General features: G+C 59.8%; 14 protein-coding genes and 3 tRNA genes. 7 read left to right on the top strand and 10 right to left on the bottom strand.

Features of this window, described 5'->3' with window-relative positions:
- The first annotated feature begins 137 nt into the window (after positions 1-137).
- Positions 138-755 carry a 30S ribosomal protein S4 gene (gene rpsD / locus JNB91_RS19410; protein ID WP_119939884.1) on the top strand — a complete coding sequence of 206 codons (618 nt, stop codon included), beginning with the start codon at positions 138-140 and terminating at the stop codon, positions 753-755.
- Positions 756-883: 128 nt separating this feature from the next.
- On the opposite strand, the gene sthA is transcribed toward rpsD, so the two are convergent.
- Together sthA and JNB91_RS19400 are read right to left on the bottom strand one after the other, a co-directional pair.
- Positions 884-2,383: a Si-specific NAD(P)(+) transhydrogenase gene (sthA, locus tag JNB91_RS19405; RefSeq protein ID WP_223218281.1), complete on the bottom strand. Its 1,500-nt coding sequence runs from the start codon at positions 2,381-2,383 to the stop codon at positions 884-886.
- 200 nt (positions 2,384-2,583) lie between these two features.
- Positions 2,584-3,435 (bottom strand): helix-turn-helix transcriptional regulator, encoded by an 852-nt coding sequence (locus tag JNB91_RS19400; RefSeq protein ID WP_220327130.1) that lies wholly within the window; start codon positions 3,433-3,435, stop codon positions 2,584-2,586.
- Positions 3,436-3,538: 103 nt separating this feature from the next.
- Here JNB91_RS19400 and JNB91_RS19395 point away from each other — a divergent pair, with 103 nt between their 5' ends.
- Positions 3,539-4,435 carry an SDR family oxidoreductase gene (locus JNB91_RS19395; protein WP_220327202.1) on the top strand — a complete coding sequence of 299 codons (897 nt, stop codon included), beginning with the start codon at positions 3,539-3,541 and terminating at the stop codon, positions 4,433-4,435.
- A gap of 14 nt (positions 4,436-4,449) precedes the next feature.
- Here the strand turns inward: JNB91_RS19395 and radC are convergent, their stop codons facing one another.
- The 4 genes from radC to JNB91_RS19375 are packed head-to-tail and all read right to left on the bottom strand — an operon-like array spanning position 4,450 to position 8,786.
- Positions 4,450-5,268: a RadC family protein gene (gene radC, locus JNB91_RS19390; protein ID WP_220327129.1), complete on the bottom strand. Its 819-nt coding sequence runs from the start codon at positions 5,266-5,268 to the stop codon at positions 4,450-4,452.
- A gap of 3 nt (positions 5,269-5,271) precedes the next feature.
- A complete protein-coding gene (gene map, locus JNB91_RS19385; protein WP_220327201.1) occupies positions 5,272-6,111 on the bottom strand; it encodes a type I methionyl aminopeptidase in 840 nt (279 codons plus the stop codon).
- Positions 6,112-6,157: 46 nt separating this feature from the next.
- Positions 6,158-6,901 (bottom strand): DNA/RNA nuclease SfsA, encoded by a 744-nt coding sequence (sfsA, locus tag JNB91_RS19380; RefSeq protein ID WP_220327128.1) that lies wholly within the window; start codon positions 6,899-6,901, stop codon positions 6,158-6,160.
- 10 nt (positions 6,902-6,911) lie between these two features.
- Positions 6,912-8,786 carry a PHA/PHB synthase family protein gene (locus JNB91_RS19375; RefSeq protein ID WP_220327127.1) on the bottom strand — a complete coding sequence of 625 codons (1,875 nt, stop codon included), beginning with the start codon at positions 8,784-8,786 and terminating at the stop codon, positions 6,912-6,914.
- Between JNB91_RS19375 and JNB91_RS19370 the strand changes: the two genes are divergently transcribed.
- From JNB91_RS19370 to recJ, 5 genes are all read left to right on the top strand, one after another.
- Complete coding sequence (locus JNB91_RS19370; protein ID WP_220327207.1) at positions 8,739-9,320, top strand: hypothetical protein; 582 nt, start codon at positions 8,739-8,741, stop codon at positions 9,318-9,320. The genes JNB91_RS19375 and JNB91_RS19370 overlap by 48 nt on opposite strands.
- Positions 9,321-9,429: 109 nt before the next feature.
- Positions 9,430-10,650, top strand: coding sequence for an LL-diaminopimelate aminotransferase (locus JNB91_RS19365; protein ID WP_220327126.1), 1,221 nt, complete (start codon positions 9,430-9,432; stop codon positions 10,648-10,650).
- A 71-nt stretch (positions 10,651-10,721) separates the two neighbouring features.
- A complete protein-coding gene (locus tag JNB91_RS19360) occupies positions 10,722-12,041 on the top strand; it encodes a homoserine dehydrogenase (protein WP_220327125.1) in 1,320 nt (439 codons plus the stop codon).
- A 123-nt stretch (positions 12,042-12,164) separates the two neighbouring features.
- Positions 12,165-12,389 carry a hypothetical protein gene (locus JNB91_RS19355; RefSeq protein WP_220327124.1) on the top strand — a complete coding sequence of 75 codons (225 nt, stop codon included), beginning with the start codon at positions 12,165-12,167 and terminating at the stop codon, positions 12,387-12,389.
- 56 nt (positions 12,390-12,445) lie between these two features.
- A complete protein-coding gene (recJ, locus tag JNB91_RS19350) occupies positions 12,446-14,278 on the top strand; it encodes a single-stranded-DNA-specific exonuclease RecJ (RefSeq protein WP_220327123.1) in 1,833 nt (610 codons plus the stop codon).
- 42 nt (positions 14,279-14,320) lie between these two features.
- Here the strand turns inward: recJ and JNB91_RS19345 are convergent.
- The 4 genes from JNB91_RS19345 to JNB91_RS19330 form a co-directional block, all read right to left on the bottom strand.
- A tRNA-Glu gene (locus JNB91_RS19345) sits at positions 14,321-14,395 on the bottom strand.
- A 140-nt stretch (positions 14,396-14,535) separates the two neighbouring features.
- Positions 14,536-14,610, bottom strand: a tRNA-Glu gene (locus JNB91_RS19340).
- A gap of 140 nt (positions 14,611-14,750) precedes the next feature.
- Positions 14,751-14,825, bottom strand: a tRNA-Glu gene (locus JNB91_RS19335).
- 119 nt (positions 14,826-14,944) lie between these two features.
- On the bottom strand, positions 14,945-15,547 hold the full coding sequence (locus JNB91_RS19330) for a hypothetical protein (RefSeq protein WP_220327122.1): 603 nt from the start codon (positions 15,545-15,547) through the stop codon (positions 14,945-14,947).
- Positions 15,548-15,584 lie beyond the last annotated feature (37 nt).

The raw sequence follows: 15,584 nt of genomic DNA, 5'->3' as shown, positions 1-15,584 counted from the left end.
TATTGACATGTCCCGTGGCACTCTCCGATCGCTTTCGTGAGAAGCCTGTCAGAACTTCCAAACGAGGTTCAGAGGAGGGCGTGTTTCCTTCATCCGGTTTGGCAACAAACCGGTGCAACCATTCGAAAGGAAATGCGATGAGCAAGCGCGAATCGTCCAAGTACAAAATTGACCGCCGTATGGGCGAAAACATCTGGGGCCGTCCGAAGTCCCCGGTTAACCGCCGCGAATACGGCCCGGGCCAGCACGGCCAGCGCCGCAAGGGCAAGCTCTCCGACTTCGGTGTTCAGCTCCGCGCCAAGCAGAAGCTGAAGGGCTACTACGGCGATATCCGCGAGAAGCAGTTCCGCGCGATCTACGAAGAAGCCAACCGCCGCAAGGGCGACACCGGTGAAAACCTGATCGGTCTGCTCGAGTCGCGTCTGGACGCCATCGTCTACCGCGCCAAGTTCGTTCCGACGGTCTTCGCTGCCCGTCAGTTCGTCAACCACGGCCACGTCACGGTCAACGGCGTCCGCGTCAACATCGGTTCCTACCGTTGCAAGGCCGGCGACGTCATCGAAGTTCGCCAGAAGTCCAAGCAGCTCGTCACGGTTCTCGAAGCCGTTTCGCTCGCTGAACGCGACGTTCCGGACTACATCGAAGTCGACCACAACAAGATGGTTGCCACCTACGCTCGCGTACCGGCTCTCTCGGATGTACCGTACCCGGTCATCATGGAACCGTCGCTGGTCGTCGAATTCTACTCGCGTTAATCGCGACGAAAATTTGCGAAAATGGCCCCGTTCGGGGCCATTTTTGTATCTGCCGACTGCAAGAAAATACCGACACAAAAAAAGAGCCGCCCTGAACGAGCGGCTTTTTTGTTGGCCATCAAAGCTCGTTATTTCGAAGACGCCTTCTTCTTTTCCACCGTAACGGTTGGCTCCACCGTTGTCGGCGTGGCCGTATCCGTCAGCTGGACGGTTTTTGCCGGCGTTTCTTCCACCCGCTTTTCTCCCATCCGGTTCCAGGCATCGAGGCCGGCGATCTTGTAGGCCTCGGCAAGCGTCGGATAGTTGAAGGTGTTTTCGACGAAATATTCGACCGTGCCTTTGAGGTTGAGCACGGCCTGGCCGATATGGACCAGTTCGGTCGCGCCTTCACCGACGATATGGACGCCGAGCAGACGCCGCGTCTTCAGCGAGAAGATCAGCTTCAGCAAGCCACTGTCGAGGCCCATGATGTGGCCGCGCGAGGTCTCGCGGAACCGCGCGACGCCGCATTCATAAGGGATTCCGCGCTCCCGCATCTCCTCTTCGGTGAGGCCGCAGGTGGAGATCTCCGGCACGGCATAGATGCCGTAAGGGAAATATTTCTGCGGTTCCTTGGCCATCGCACCGACCGCGACGCGGGCAGCGATTCGTCCCTGTTCCATAGATGTGGAGGCAAGGCTCGGGAAACCGACGACGTCACCGGCAGCATAGATGCCCGGAACGGAGGTCTCGAAGGTTTCCGGATTGACACGCAGCCGCCCCCGGCTGTCTGCCTCAAGCCCCGCCGCAGAAAGGTTCAGCGTATCAGTCGCACCGACGCGTCCGGCGGCGTAAAGCACCATGTCGGCAATGATCTTGCGGCCGGTATCGACCGTGACCGCGATCTTGCCATCCGGCTGCTTCTCCACCGTCTCTGCCTTCTGGCCGAGCAGAAGTTTCATGTTGCGGTCGCGCAGCTGGTAGGTGAAGTCCTCGATGATTTCCTTGTCGATGAAATCGAGAAGCGTCGGCTTCGGATCGATCACGGTCACCGCAGCGTCGAGTGCGGAAAAGATCGTCGCATATTCGATGCCGATGACGCCTGCGCCGATGACGACGATGGAGCGGGGAATGTTGTGAATCTCCAGCAGTTCGTCGCTGTCGAGAACCGTCTTGTTATCGAAAGGAATGGAGTCCGGACGATAGGGGCGGGTGCCGACAGCAAGCAGAATGCTCTTGCCCGTGACGTGAACGGTATCGTCGTCGTCCTTGACGATCTGCATCGTATCCTTCGAAACAAAGCTCGCCTTGCCGCGAATATGCTGAACCCGGTTGCGGGCGAACTGATGTTCCAAAACATCGACTTCGTGGTCGAGCGTGATCAGCAGGCGGCGGCGCAGGTCTTCCGCGCTGATTTCCTGCTTGACCCGGTACGAGCGGCCGTAAAAGCCGCGCTCACGCCAGCCGGAAAGATTGAGCGCCGTCTCGCGCAGCGTTTTCGACGGGATCGTGCCGGTATGGACCGATACGCCGCCGACGCGTCGACCCTGCTCGACGACGAGCACCTTCTTGTCGAGCTTTGCCGCCTGGATGGCCGCGCGCCGTCCGGCTGGTCCGCTGCCAACCACGATGAGGTCGTACTGGTGCATGAAATTCTCCGTTTAGAACTCGCTGGTCCCGCCAGCCAAAACAACCAGATCCGATCTACACGACTATTCTAAAATTCTGATTGCATGCGGCAATGTTTCGAAAATGACAAAAGACAAGTGTGTGGGCAAGGCCCAAGCCTGTCCAAAAATACGACTATTGTGCGGTGCGATGATGGCGGTCTTTGAACGTCAGTCAGCGGTTATCGGCTGTTTCTTGCCGTGTCGAGCAACTGTCTTACACGCTCGGCGTCCGCTTCGGTCATCGGCGTAAACACCACAAGGCCGAGATCCGGCCGGCCATCCACCGTGAAGGACGAATATTCCATCATCAGGTCGCCGGCGATCTCGTGGCGGAAATGTTTCGTTCCGGCTCCGTAATTCTGGATGTCGTAATCCTGCCAGATCGCACTGAACTCTGGGCTTGCCTGGCTGAGTTCGTCGACCATTGCCTGCAGGGCTTGCGGGCGCGCCGCCTTGATCGCTTCGGCACGGAAAGATGCGACCGCCGAACGCGCGTCCCGTTCCCAGTTGACCATATGTCCGCGAACCCGTGCGTTGCAGAAGATCAGCTTCAGGATATTGCGCTCCTCCGGCGGCAGGAGAGCGTAATCGGTCATGACCACGCTTGCCGCCGCATTCCAGCCGACGACGTCCCAGAGTGCCGTACGCAACACGGCCGGGCTGAATGTCATTGCATCGAGAACCCGCTGCAATTGAGCGGATATGGGCTCGAACGACTGGTGACGAATTTCCGGAGGCCGATGCTGTGCCAGCAGGAAAAGATGTTCGCGCTCGGCGCTGGTGAGCGCCAGCGCCCGGGCGAGCCGGTCCAGTACATCGCTCGAAGGCGAGCCGCCGCGGCCCTGTTCCAGCCACGTATACCATGTTGCACTTACATTGGCGCGTTGGGCGACCTCTTCGCGCCGCAGGCCCGGCGTGCGGCGGCGTGTTGCTTCGATGCCGAATTCCGTCGGATTGAGCTTCGCCCGCCGATCCTTCAGATAGCTTCCAAGCGGATTGTCATCCCGCGCTTTGTCGATCTCCTCTGGCATGTCGTCAGCCTGTTAGTCTCGATACCGGTATAAGATCACGGCTTTTATCGCCCGCACCCGGATCATATTCGACATCCGTCAACATGCGAGCATGAGGTTTCATATGCGTGTCTTCGTTACAGGTGCAACGGGTTTTGTCGGCACCGCCGTCATGAAGGAACTCATTTCCGCCGGTCATCAAGTTCTGGGCCTGTCTCGCTCCGATGCCGGCAGCGCATCGCTGCTGGCCGCAGGAGCCGCGGTTCATCGCGGCTCGCTGGATGATCTCGCCAGCCTTCAGGCCGGTGCGGCTGCCGCGGATGCGGTAATCCATACCGGTTTCAACCACGACTTTTCCAGGTTCAAGGAGAACTGTGAGGCTGACAGACGCATCATCGCAGCCCTTGGTGACGCGCTCGCCGGATCCGATCGTCCTTTTTTGGTGACATCCGGCACGGGGCTGCTTCAGCTGGGGCGGGCGGCTACGGAAGACGACCTGCCAAATCTCGGCTCGTCCGTCATTCCCCGTGTTGCGACCGAAGAGGCCGTTGCGGCAATCGTCGAGCGCGGCATAAAAGCGTCCCTGATCCGTCTGCCGCCCTCGGTTCATGGAACCGGCGACCATGGTTTTGTCCCGATGCTGATCGCCAAGGCGCGTGAGACGGGCGTCTCCGCCTATGTCGGCAATGGCGAAAACCGCTGGCCGGCGGTCCATCGGTTCGATGCCGCAAAGGTCTATCGCCTAACGCTGGAGCGAGGAGCGCTTGACCCGCGCTACCATGCAGTGGCGGAAGAAGGTGTCCCGTTCAGGCAGATTGCCGAGTTGATCGGCCGCCGTCTCGGCGTGCCGGTCGTCTCCAAAAACCACGAAGAGGCTGCGGCTCATTTCGGCTGGTTCGCCCATTTCGCCGGCATGGACAGCCCGGCATCGAGCGAAAAAACGAAGGAATGGCTGAACTGGAAACCAACCCAACCCGGCCTGCTGGAAGATCTCGACCAGGACGCCTATTTCGCCGGCTGAAAGCAGGCGAGGGGTCAGATCAGCCTCAACCCCTTGAGGCTGGCATGACCGTCCTTGCCGATAATGATGTGGTCGTGGACGGTGATGCCGAGCGGCTTTGCCGTATCGACGATCGTCTTGGTCATGTCGATATCGGCGCGTGACGGGGTCGGGTCTCCGCTCGGGTGATTGTGCACGAGAATGATGGCGGTGGCGGAAAGCTCAAGCGCCCGCCGCACCACTTCGCGCGGATAGACCGGGGTGTGATCGACCGTTCCCTTGCCCTGAATTTCATCGGGGATCAGCGCATTGCGCTTGTCGAGAAACAGGATGCGGAATTGTTCGCGGGACTCGTAGGCCATCACCGCATGGCAATAATCGATCACCGAAGACCAGGAGGAAAGCACCTGCTTTTCGCGAAGTTCGCTGCGCAAAATCCGCTGGCCGACTGTTGCGACCAGTTTCAGGTCGAGCGCCACGCTTTCCCCGATCCCCTTGACCTCCTGCAGCAGGCTCACTGGTGCGCCGAACACGCCGGCAAGCGAGCCGAAACGGGCGAGCAGCGCTTTCGCGAGCGGCTTGGTGTCCCGGCGCGGGATCGAGCGAAACAGCAGGAGTTCAAGGAGTTCATAATCGGCCAGCGATGTGTCGCCATGGTCGCGGTATTTGTCGCGCAACCTCTCACGGTGCCCGAGATAATGCTCTGCTGCTCCGGGTAATTGCTCCGCCTTGAGCGGCGCCCGTTTCCCGACATGTTCGGCGAAATGGCCGCGCTCATCGGCGAACAGGTCGTCACGCCCCGTCTCCTCGGCTGGTTCATGCGAATCTTGCGAGGAAAAGGGGCGCTTGTTCATCGGTCAGCCTTCGAGCGGCGGAAGTCCGGGGCGGTCGAAACCGCCGGGTGAAAGGGTAAATATTTCGCAGCCCGTGGCGGTAACGCCGATCGCGTGCTCGTATTGCGCCGAAAGCGACCGGTCGCGGGTCACCGCAGTCCAGCCGTCGGCAAGAACCTTCACATGCGGCTTGCCGAGATTGATCATCGGCTCGATCGTGAAGATCATGCCTTCCTTCAACTCCGGCCCTTCGTCGGAGCGGCCGTAATGCAGGATGTTCGGCGAATCGTGGAACAGCTGCCCGACGCCATGGCCGCAGAAATCGCGCACGACGGAGCAGCGCTCGGCTTCCGCATAGGTCTGGATCGCTTCGCCGATCGCGCCGGTGCGCACGCCCGGCTTGACGACGGCAATGCCGCGCATCAGGCACTCGTAAGTCACTTCCAGCAGCCGCTCGGCCGCGCGTTTTATCTGCCCGACGGGATACATGCGACTGGAATCACCATGCCATCCGTCGAGAATGTAGGTGACGTCGATATTGACGATATCGCCTTCGCGCAGCGGCTTGTCGTCCGGCATGCCGTGGCAGACTACGTGGTTGATCGAGGTGCAGACCGAATATTTGTAACCGCGATAGTTCAGCGTCGCGGGAAGCGCGCCGTGATCCATTCCGAATTCGAAGACGAACCGGTCGATCGCGCTGGTCGTGATGCCGGGCTTGACGATCGACGCGAGTTCGTCAAGGCAGCGCGCAGTCAGAAGGCAAGCCTTGCGCATGCCGGCGAAGTCGTCGGTCGTGTTGTAAAGACGGATTGCACCCGTATTCTTTGGGGGGGCGGAAACCGCCTCGATATAATTGACCATCATATTTCTCTCATCGTTCCCCCGTTCATAATGCAGCACGCCCGCCTTAGTCCATGGCGAACAACGCCTGCGACTGCATTCCTTCTGGCAGAGGCTTCATTTCGATCAGACCCAGCGGTTCTATCCCCTCGGGCGAAACCGCGCATCTGAGAGCGTAGGCCTCGACACCACGGCTTTGCGCCCGGACGAATGCCGCAGCATAAAACGGATCGAGGTCGGAGCAGATCGAGAAGCTCTGGCAATCCGATCGCTGGATCAGATAAATCATCACTGCCCGGTGACCGGCATCCGCCATGTCGCCGAGTTCTTCCAGATGTTTGGCACCGCGCTTGGTCACCGTATCGGGAAATTCGGCCAGTCCCGCCTGGCGGCTGAAATGGACGTTCTTCACCTCCACATAGGCATCCGGCAGGCCGTTGCCCTTCAGCAGGAAGTCGATCCGCGAATTGCGACCGTATTTCTGCTCTCTCAAGATTGTCGGATAGCCTGAGAGGCTGGGGATCAGGCCGGCGCGGATTGCTTCCTCGGTCAGCTTGTTCGGCATGCCGGTATTGACGCCGACGATCTCGCCCTCGGCCTCGATCATCTCGAAGACATGCCGGTACTTGCGTGTCGGGCTGTCATGTTCGGAAAGCCAAATCCGCGATCCGGGTGTCGTCAGCCCACGCATCGAGCCGGTATTGGGGCAGGAGCCGGTAATCGGCGTGCCGTCGTCCAGAATGGCGTCGAAGAGAAAGCGCTTGTAGCGCTGCACCAGCGTGGCAGGGATAAGAGGGGGATGAAATCGCATGAGGAATCCGTCAGGCGCGTGCCAGAACATAGGTTCCGGGGGCCTCTCCAAGCGGTGACAATGTGCCGTCGCCGGGGATTCTGGCCGGCACGCGTTCCGCATCAAGCGCCTCCACCCATGCCTGCCAATGCGGCCACCAGGAACCCGCAGTTTCCGTCGCCTTTTTCAACCAACCGTCCAGCGTCTCGGCCGTGGCGCCACCAGACCAATACCGGTACTTCGTCCGGCTCGGCGGGTTGACGACGCCGGCAATATGGCCGGAGCCGGAGAGAACGAATTCGACCGGACCGCCGAACAGGCCATTGCCGCGAAAGACCGAGCGGGCAGGGGCGATGTGATCCTCGCGGGTGGCGAGATTGTAGATCGGGATGGTGATGTCGTGGAGATCTATCGAGCCGCCACCGAGCTTCATCTGACCGGCAGAGAGCGCGTTGTCGAGATAGCAGCTGCGCAGGTAATAGGCGTGGTTGGCGGCTGCCACCCGCGTCGAATCGGAATTCCAGTAGAGAAGATCGAAGGGCATCGGTTCCTTGCCCTTCAGGTAGTTATTGACGACGTAGGGCCAGATCAGTTCCGACGAGCGGAGAAGGTTGAAGGCCGCCGCCATCTGCGATGCCGCCATATAGCCGCTCGCCTTCATCTGCGCCTCAATGACGGCAAGCTGTTCCTCATCGACGAACACCTTCAATTCGCCTGCCTCGGCGAAATCCACCTGCGCGGTCAAAAGCGTGGCGGAGGCGATGCGCGTATCGTTTTGCTGCGCATGCCATGCAAGTGCCGCTGCAAGCAGAGTGCCGCCGACGCAATAACCGATGACGTTGGACTGTTTCTCTCCGGTCGCCTGTTCGGCCGTGTCGAGCGCGAAATCGATGCCTTCGCGAATATAGGATTCCCAGTCCTTTGCCGCATGCTCACGGTCGGGATTGACCCAGGAGATTACGAACACCGTATGCCCCTGATCGACGCACCACTTGATGAAGCTCTTTTCCGGCGTCAGGTCGAGAATGTAGAACTTGTTGATCCAGGGCGGCACGATGACCAGCGGGCGCTTGAACACGGTCTCGGTCGATGGCGCATACTGGATGATCTCGCAAAGCGCGTTGCGGGCGATCACCTTGCCGGGCGTGATAGCAAGATTGTTGCCGACGAAAAATCGGCTGGCATCCGTCTGGCGCAGTCGCAAATGCCCGCCACCGGCAATCACGTCCTCGGTCAGCATCCGCATGCCGGTGACGAGGTTCATGCCCTGGCTTTCCACCGTCGCACGCCAGACCTCCGGATTGGTCATCGCGAAATTGCTGGGTGAAAAGGCGGCGGTGAATTGCCTGACATAGAATCGGGCCTTGTATTTCGTAACTTCATCCAGCCCGTCCGCCTCGCTTACCAGCCTTTCTGCCCAGGTGGCGCTTGCAAGATAGATCTGCCGCAGGAAGGAGAAGAACGGGTTGCGATACCAATCCTCGTCGGCAAAGCGCCGGTCCTTGTTGGCCGCCATTTCGGCCTCGGCGCTGTTTGCGTCTGTCCCGGCCGCCTGCTGGATACTGCGCATCCAGATCTCGAAATAGGTCGATAGAAGCAGTGTCTGCGCTTCGAGCATCCGCTTCTGGTCAGAAGTCCAGTATTCGGTAAGCGCCGACATGGTCTTGATGAAATCGCCGATCGGCCCGGCAAAAAGATCGTCCGAAGTCTCGCCGCGTTCACGCGGCCCAAGCCATTCGGAGGCGGCGCGACCCAGATTCTCGAATGCCCGCGCAGCATTCATCATCAGGGACTGAGGGTCCTTGATCGCATAGGCTTCGAAGAAACGCGCATCGAAGCCCGGAAATTCCTGTCCGGAATGCCCGTGATCGTCGGACTTTTGCGCCAATCGCAGCCTCCCGTGCATGACCGTTGTTTTCATTTGTACATCGCGCCCGAAACCGAATACAAGTGCCGGAAAGAACGACGATGGCGGATCACCGCCGGTGTCAGGGTCGGACAGGGTCCGGTGACGGTATTGACGGAGATGGGGCAGGCCATGGGAATTCTAAAGCGCGGGATGGGATGCTTGTCTGTCGCGGCACCTCTGGCTCTACTGCCGCTGCTGGCCTCCTGCAACAGCCAGAGCTTTGCGCTTGACGACGGCATCCCCAACACCGCACCGCCGGCCGTGATTTCCCAGTCAAAGGCCGAACGTGCGCCGGGGCCGCTGGTCAAGAAGGATACCGGCACCTACCCGACCTTCGATCGCACGCTTCTTGCGGCCAACGAGCAGATCGAGGACGAGGATTACAACAAGACCGAGCCCCGCATGGCAGCGCTTGCACGCGCCCGCCGCAGCGGTTCGATCAGCGAGGCTGAATACAAAAAACGCGTCGCCGAATATCGGAAACTGGCCACTGAGCACGGCACCGACGCGCTCAACACGATCTCGAAGTAACAAGTCGCCTCTCTTAGCACTTGCGTTTCGTCCGGTTTGGCCGCAAAGCAGGCAGATGCGACACATTGATGTCGCGCAATTGCTGCTCCGTGCGCCAATGGGAAGAGAGATGGAAGAGTTTCATAAAGTCCGCAGACTGCCGCCTTACGTTTTCGAACAGGTCAACCGTTTGAAGGCCAGCGCGCGAGCGGGTGGCGCGGACATTATCGATCTCGGCATGGGCAATCCCGACCTCCCGACGCCCAAGGCGATCGTCGATAAGCTGTGCGAAGTGGTTCAGGACCCGCGCACTCACCGTTATTCGTCCTCCAAGGGCATTCCTGGCCTGCGTCGCGCGCAGGCTGCCTATTACGCCCGCCGATTTGGCGTGAAGCTCAATCCCGATACGCAGGTCGTCGCGACCCTCGGATCGAAGGAAGGCTTTGCCAACATGGCGCAGGCGATCACCGCGCCTGGCGATGTCATCCTTTGCCCGAACCCGACCTATCCGATCCACGCCTTCGGCTTCCTGATGGCAGGCGGCGTCATCCGCTCCATGTCGGTAGAGCCGGACGACAGCTTCTTCCCGCCGCTCGAGCGCGCGGTAAAGCACTCGATCCCCAAGCCGCTGGCGCTGATCATCAACTACCCGTCGAACCCGACTGCCTATGTGGCAAGCCTTGATTTCTATAAGGATGTCATCGCATTCGCCAAGAAACACGACATTATCGTGTTGTCTGACCTTGCCTATTCCGAGATCTATTTCGCCGACAACAACCCGCCGCCGTCGGTCCTGCAGGTGCCGGGTGCCATGGATGTCTGCGTCGAGTTCACCTCGATGTCGAAAACCTTCTCCATGCCGGGCTGGCGCATGGGCTTTGCCGTCGGCAACGAGCGCCTGATCGCCGCCTTGACCCGTGTAAAGTCCTATCTGGATTACGGCGCGTTCACGCCGATCCAGGTTGCTGCGACCCACGCGCTGAACGGCGATGGATCGGATATCGCGGAAGTCCGCAATGTCTACAAGCGCCGTCGCGATGTCATGGTTGACAGCTTCGGCAAGGCCGGTTTCGAAGTGCCGCCGCCGGCTGCCACCATGTTTGCCTGGGCAAAAATCCCGGAAAAGTTCCGTCACCTCGGCTCGCTTGAATTCTCCAAGCTGCTCGTCGAAAAGGCTGACGTCGCTGTCGCTCCGGGTATCGGTTTCGGCGAAATGGGCGACGATTACGTCCGCCTCGCACTCGTCGAGAACGAGCACCGGATCCGTCAGGCGGCCCGTAATATCAAGAAGTTTTTCTCGACCGTCGACGAGACGATGCACAACGTCATTTCGTTGAACACGCATCGCTAAGTCGGTCATCGACCGTCATAATCCTCAGGCGGCCCGTTCGTGGCCGCTTTTTCAAACATCGGGAATGCGAAATGGCAGACGCCCTCAAAGTCGGCATCGCGGGTCTTGGAACCGTGGGTGCTTCACTGGTCAAGATCATCCAGACACGCGCCAATGAACTGGCCGTCACCTGCGGACGAGCGATCGAGATCACTGCCATTACCGCCCGCGACCGCAACCGCGACCGGGGTTTCGACATGTCCGGCATGGCGTGGTTCGAGACACCCGAAAAGCTTGCAGCCGAAGCCGATATCGACGTCTTCGTCGAACTGATGGGGGGCGCCACGGGCGCTGCTGCCGATTCCGTCAAGATCGCGCTGGAGCGTGGTCTTCATGTGGTGACGGCCAACAAGGCCTTGCTGGCAGCCTCGGGCGTCGAGCTTGCGACGATCGCTGAAGAGAAGGGCGCACTCCTTAACTTCGAAGCCGCCGTTGCCGGTGGCATTCCGGTCATCAAGGCGCTGCGCGAAAGCCTGACGGGCAATACCGTCTCGCGCGTCTACGGCATCATGAACGGCACCTGCAACTACATCCTCACCAAGATGGAGAAGGAAGGCCTTTCGTTTGAGGAATGCCTGAAGGAGGCCCAGCGTCTCGGTTATGCCGAAGCCGATCCGGCCTTCGATATCGAGGGCAACGACACGGCCCACAAGCTGGCGATCCTGACGACGCTTGCTTTCGGTACCAATATTGCCGCCGACGAAATCTATCTCGAAGGCATCACCAATATCTCGATCGACGACATCCTGGCCGCCGCCGATCTCGGTTACCGCATCAAGCTGCTCGGCGTTGCCCAGCGCACCGAAAGCGGCATCGAACAGCGCGTTCACCCGACCATGGTGCCGCATGACAGCGTGATTGCGCAGGTCGATGGCGTCACCAATGCGGTCGCGATCGAATCCGATATTCTCGGCGAGCTGCTGATGGTCGGCCCCGGTGCCGGCGGCAATGCGACGGCTTCTGCCGTGCTCGGTGATATCGCCGACATTGCCAAGAGCCAGCCCGGTGCACAGCGCGTGCCAGTACTCGGTACGCCTGCGGTGGCGCTTGCGCCCTACCAGAAAGCCCGGATGCGCAGCCATGAAGGCGGTTACTTCATCCGCCTGACGGTTGCCGACCGCACCGGCGTTTTTGCCAGCGTCGCGGCGCGAATGGCGGAAAACAATATTTCGCTGGAATCGATCGTCCAGCGGCCAAAGCCTGCGCAGACGGACAGTTCCAAGACGATCATCCTCGTCACCCACGCAACGACGGAAGCGTCGATCCGCAAGGCGGTGGAGGGAATCAAGCAGGAGACCTATCTCGTCGGCGAGCCGCAAGTGATCCGTATCGAGCGACCGCGGGCGTCTTAAGCTCCCGCCTTATTTCAGCACTGCGTGAAAAATGATCCCGGATGACAGTCTGATGACTGGCCGCCGGGAGCAAATCGCTTTACACTCCTCTCATTCACCATCGCAGGAGGAGGCGTTTGCGTGATGTCCATTGATCTGAGTGAGAAGATTTACAGCCAGCCGAAGTTGCGGCGTGGCAAGCATGAGAGTGTCCCGTATCTGAAGCTTGTCTATTCGTTCAACGACGAATTGGTTGGTGAGGATGACGGCGAACCCGAAAGCGCCGGTTCCTTTGTGGTTGCCATCCTCGCCGTCGCAGCGGCGTCGATGTTTGCAGCGGTATGGTTGTTGATCCACAGCTGGCTCTGACATCTTTCCGCTTGAAAGCATTTCCGCTTCGGCACGTCGTCGGTTATGGATAGCCGATGACGACGAAGACATTTACCTCGCTGACGCCCCCGGAACCCGCAGATCCCGTTCAGCGGGCATTCCTTGGTGTGGAGCGCTCAGTGTCCGGCCAGCGCTGGATGTCGCGTCTCGATCAGGCGGCGCAGAACCGTGCACTGGCAATCGCCCAGATTCACGGAATTCCCGAGATCATTGCCCGTGTTCTGGCCGGTCGCGGTGTGTCGCTGGATGATGCGCCGGCATTTCTCGATCCGACTATCCGTTCGCTGATGCCGGATCCGTTGACGTTGACGGATTGCGACAAGGCAGCTTCCCGTATCCTCAAGGCGATCCGCGGGCGCGAACGCGTTGCCATCTTCGGCGACTATGATGTCGATGGCGCCTCGTCCTCGGCGCTTCTCTATCGTTTCCTGAAGCATTTCGATATTGAAGCCGAAATCTACATTCCTGACCGCATATTCGAAGGCTACGGCCCGAATGTCACGGCCATGGAACAGTTGATCGAGCGCGGTGCGAGCCTGATCGTCACCGTCGATTGCGGTTCCACCAGTCACGAATCGCTGGCGGCCGCAGCGGCCAAGGGATGCGACGTGGTTGTGATCGACCACCATCAGGTGGGAACCGAACTTCCGAAGGCGGTCGCTCTCGTCAATCCCAACCGCGAGGATGATTTGTCAGGGCAGGGGCATCTCTGCGCCGCCGGTGTCGTCTTCCTCGTGCTTGTCGCCACTGCGCGCCTGTTGCGTGAGGCCGGTGACCGGCGTACGGCAGATCTCGATCTTCTGTCCTGGATTGATATCGTCGCGCTTGCCACCGTCTGCGATGTCGTGCCGCTCAAGGGGCTTAACCGGGCCTATGTGGTCAAGGGCCTGATCGCCGCCCGCCACATGACCAATCTCGGCCTTGCTGCACTCTTTAAAAAGGCGGGCCTCTCCGGTCCCGTGACGCCGTATCATTTCGGCTTTCTCATCGGTCCACGCATCAATGCCGGCGGGCGCATAAGCGATGCGGCGCTCGGCAGCCGCCTGCTGACCCTCGAAGACAGCGTGCAGGCCGAAGAGATCGCCGCCCGCCTCGATGAGCTCAATCGTGAGCGGCAGGCGATGGAAGCAGCGATGCTTGCGCAAGCGGAGGCCGAAGTGCTGGCCGAATACGGAGACGGTGAGGGCGCCAATGTTCTCGTCACCGCGCATGATGGCTGGCATCCCGGCATTGTCGGATTGCTTGCCGCCCGGCTGAAGGAAAAGTTCAAGCGCCCGGCTTTTGCCATCGCCTTCGATCCATCCGGAAAAGGCACCGGCTCCGGCCGCTCCATCAACGGCTTCGACATGGGCCATATGGTGCGCGCGGCCGTAGAGAGCGGACTGCTTGTCAAGGGCGGTGGCCACGCGATGGCTGCGGGCCTGACGGTCGAGAGAGCCAAGCTCGGGGCGCTCCGAACATTCTTCGAGGAAAGTGCCGCTTCACGCGTGCCGTCTCTCGTATCGAGCCATTCTTTGAAGATTGATGGTGCCCTGTCGGCATCCGGCGCAACGCTCGATCTCTTCGATCAGTTGGAAAAGGCGGGGCCTTACGGCTCCGGCCATCCGCAGCCGATCTTCGCCATCCCCGCCCATCGTCTGAGGGATGCACGCCTGGTGGGAACCGCTCATATCAAGATCACGCTGGAAGCCATGGACGGCTCACGCCTTGACGGCATTGCCTTCCGTGCCGCGGAAACGCCGCTCGGCGACCTTCTGATGAAGTCGCGCGGCCTGCAGATCCACGCTGCCGGAAGCCTCAGTGCCGATTACTGGCAGGGCAGCCGGAAAATACAGTTGCGCCTGCTCGATGCCGTGCTCGCCAAGTGAATGACCGGCCAAGTGATGTGCTGATCCTTTTAAAGAAAGAAGTGGCACGCCCTAGGGGAGTCGAACCCCTCTTTTCAGAATGAAAATCTGACGTCCTAACCGATAGACGAAGGGCGCGTGCTGTGAGCGCTCTCATAGGGGGGAAGGTCGAAAACCGCAAGCGAAAAATGCGTGTCTCGGCAATCTTATCTGTGAAAAAGATCAAGCATGTGCCAAGCCGAATTGGCTTGTTGAACAATGACTTGAAAGAAAGGGAGTGGCACGCCCTAGGGGAGTCGAACCCCTCTTTTCAGAATGAAAATCTGACGTCCTAACCGATAGACGAAGGGCGCGTGCTGTGGCGCCCTTATAGGGGCGTCATTTAAAGACCGCAAGCGCAAAAATGCACTTTTCAAAGGTCAAATTAAGAAAAATTCAAACAGGCGAAAAGCCCGGATTGGATAATTCGAACAATGACTTGGAAGAAGGGGGGTGGCACGCCCTAGGGGAGTCGAACCCCTCTTTTCAGAATGAAAATCTGACGTCCTAACCGATAGACGAAGGGCGCGTGCAGTGAGCGCCCTTATAGAGAGGGGATTTATTTCCCGCAAGCTGCAAAACGAAGTTTTTTGCAAAAAAATGACAAGCTTGCCATGTCTGTGGAAAATAAATGAAAGCTGATTGGAATCAGCAGCTTATCATGTTGCCATTGGCGTCGTTGCCGCAGGCGACGGGTGTGCCTGTGCTGAAAACACTGCGCGTCATGGCGTTGACGCCGCCTGCCGGTTGAGGAGGTGGCGCGGCGTAGGCGGGTTCGAGCGCAGGCGAGGGAGCTGTCGCAGCCATTTGGGCGGCAGGTGCCTGGGCGTGTCCGGAGAAAATGCTTGTGTTGCCGGCGCGAACCCCGGTCGGTTCCGTCACTGCGCCCGCGATTGAAGCCTGCATGGGCGAATATGTCTGTGTCAGCGCATTGTGGGTTGGTGTGCCGGCGGCGATCGTCCGCATGCCGGTAGCCGTCATTCCCTTCGGCGCAATCCTGCGGCCATGTGCGGTCGCCACCATCGGATCGATATAGGCGCTTTGGGCGCCCGATGTCGTTGTTCCACCTCTGGCCAGCATGTCGATGGCCGCCTCGGCGGTCTCTGCCTCACCGGTGCCATCCACCTCGGCCACCTTTTTTGTCGTGGCGCAACTGCCAAGCAAGGTGATCAAAAGTCCGGCCAGCGCGACCTGGCGGATCACTGTGCCCGCGGCCGAACGGCTAAAACGGATGGAGGATATGGTGGTCAACGCTCTGGCCTTTCCGGCTGATGAGAAGGGTGGAAGC

This window comes from Aliirhizobium wenxiniae (assembly GCF_019511445.1).
In the GTDB taxonomy this organism is placed as follows: domain Bacteria; phylum Pseudomonadota; class Alphaproteobacteria; order Rhizobiales; family Rhizobiaceae; genus Neorhizobium; species Neorhizobium wenxiniae_A.
Note: the sequence above shows the minus strand (reverse complement) of the source record. Positions and strands in the feature narration are given on the sequence as shown.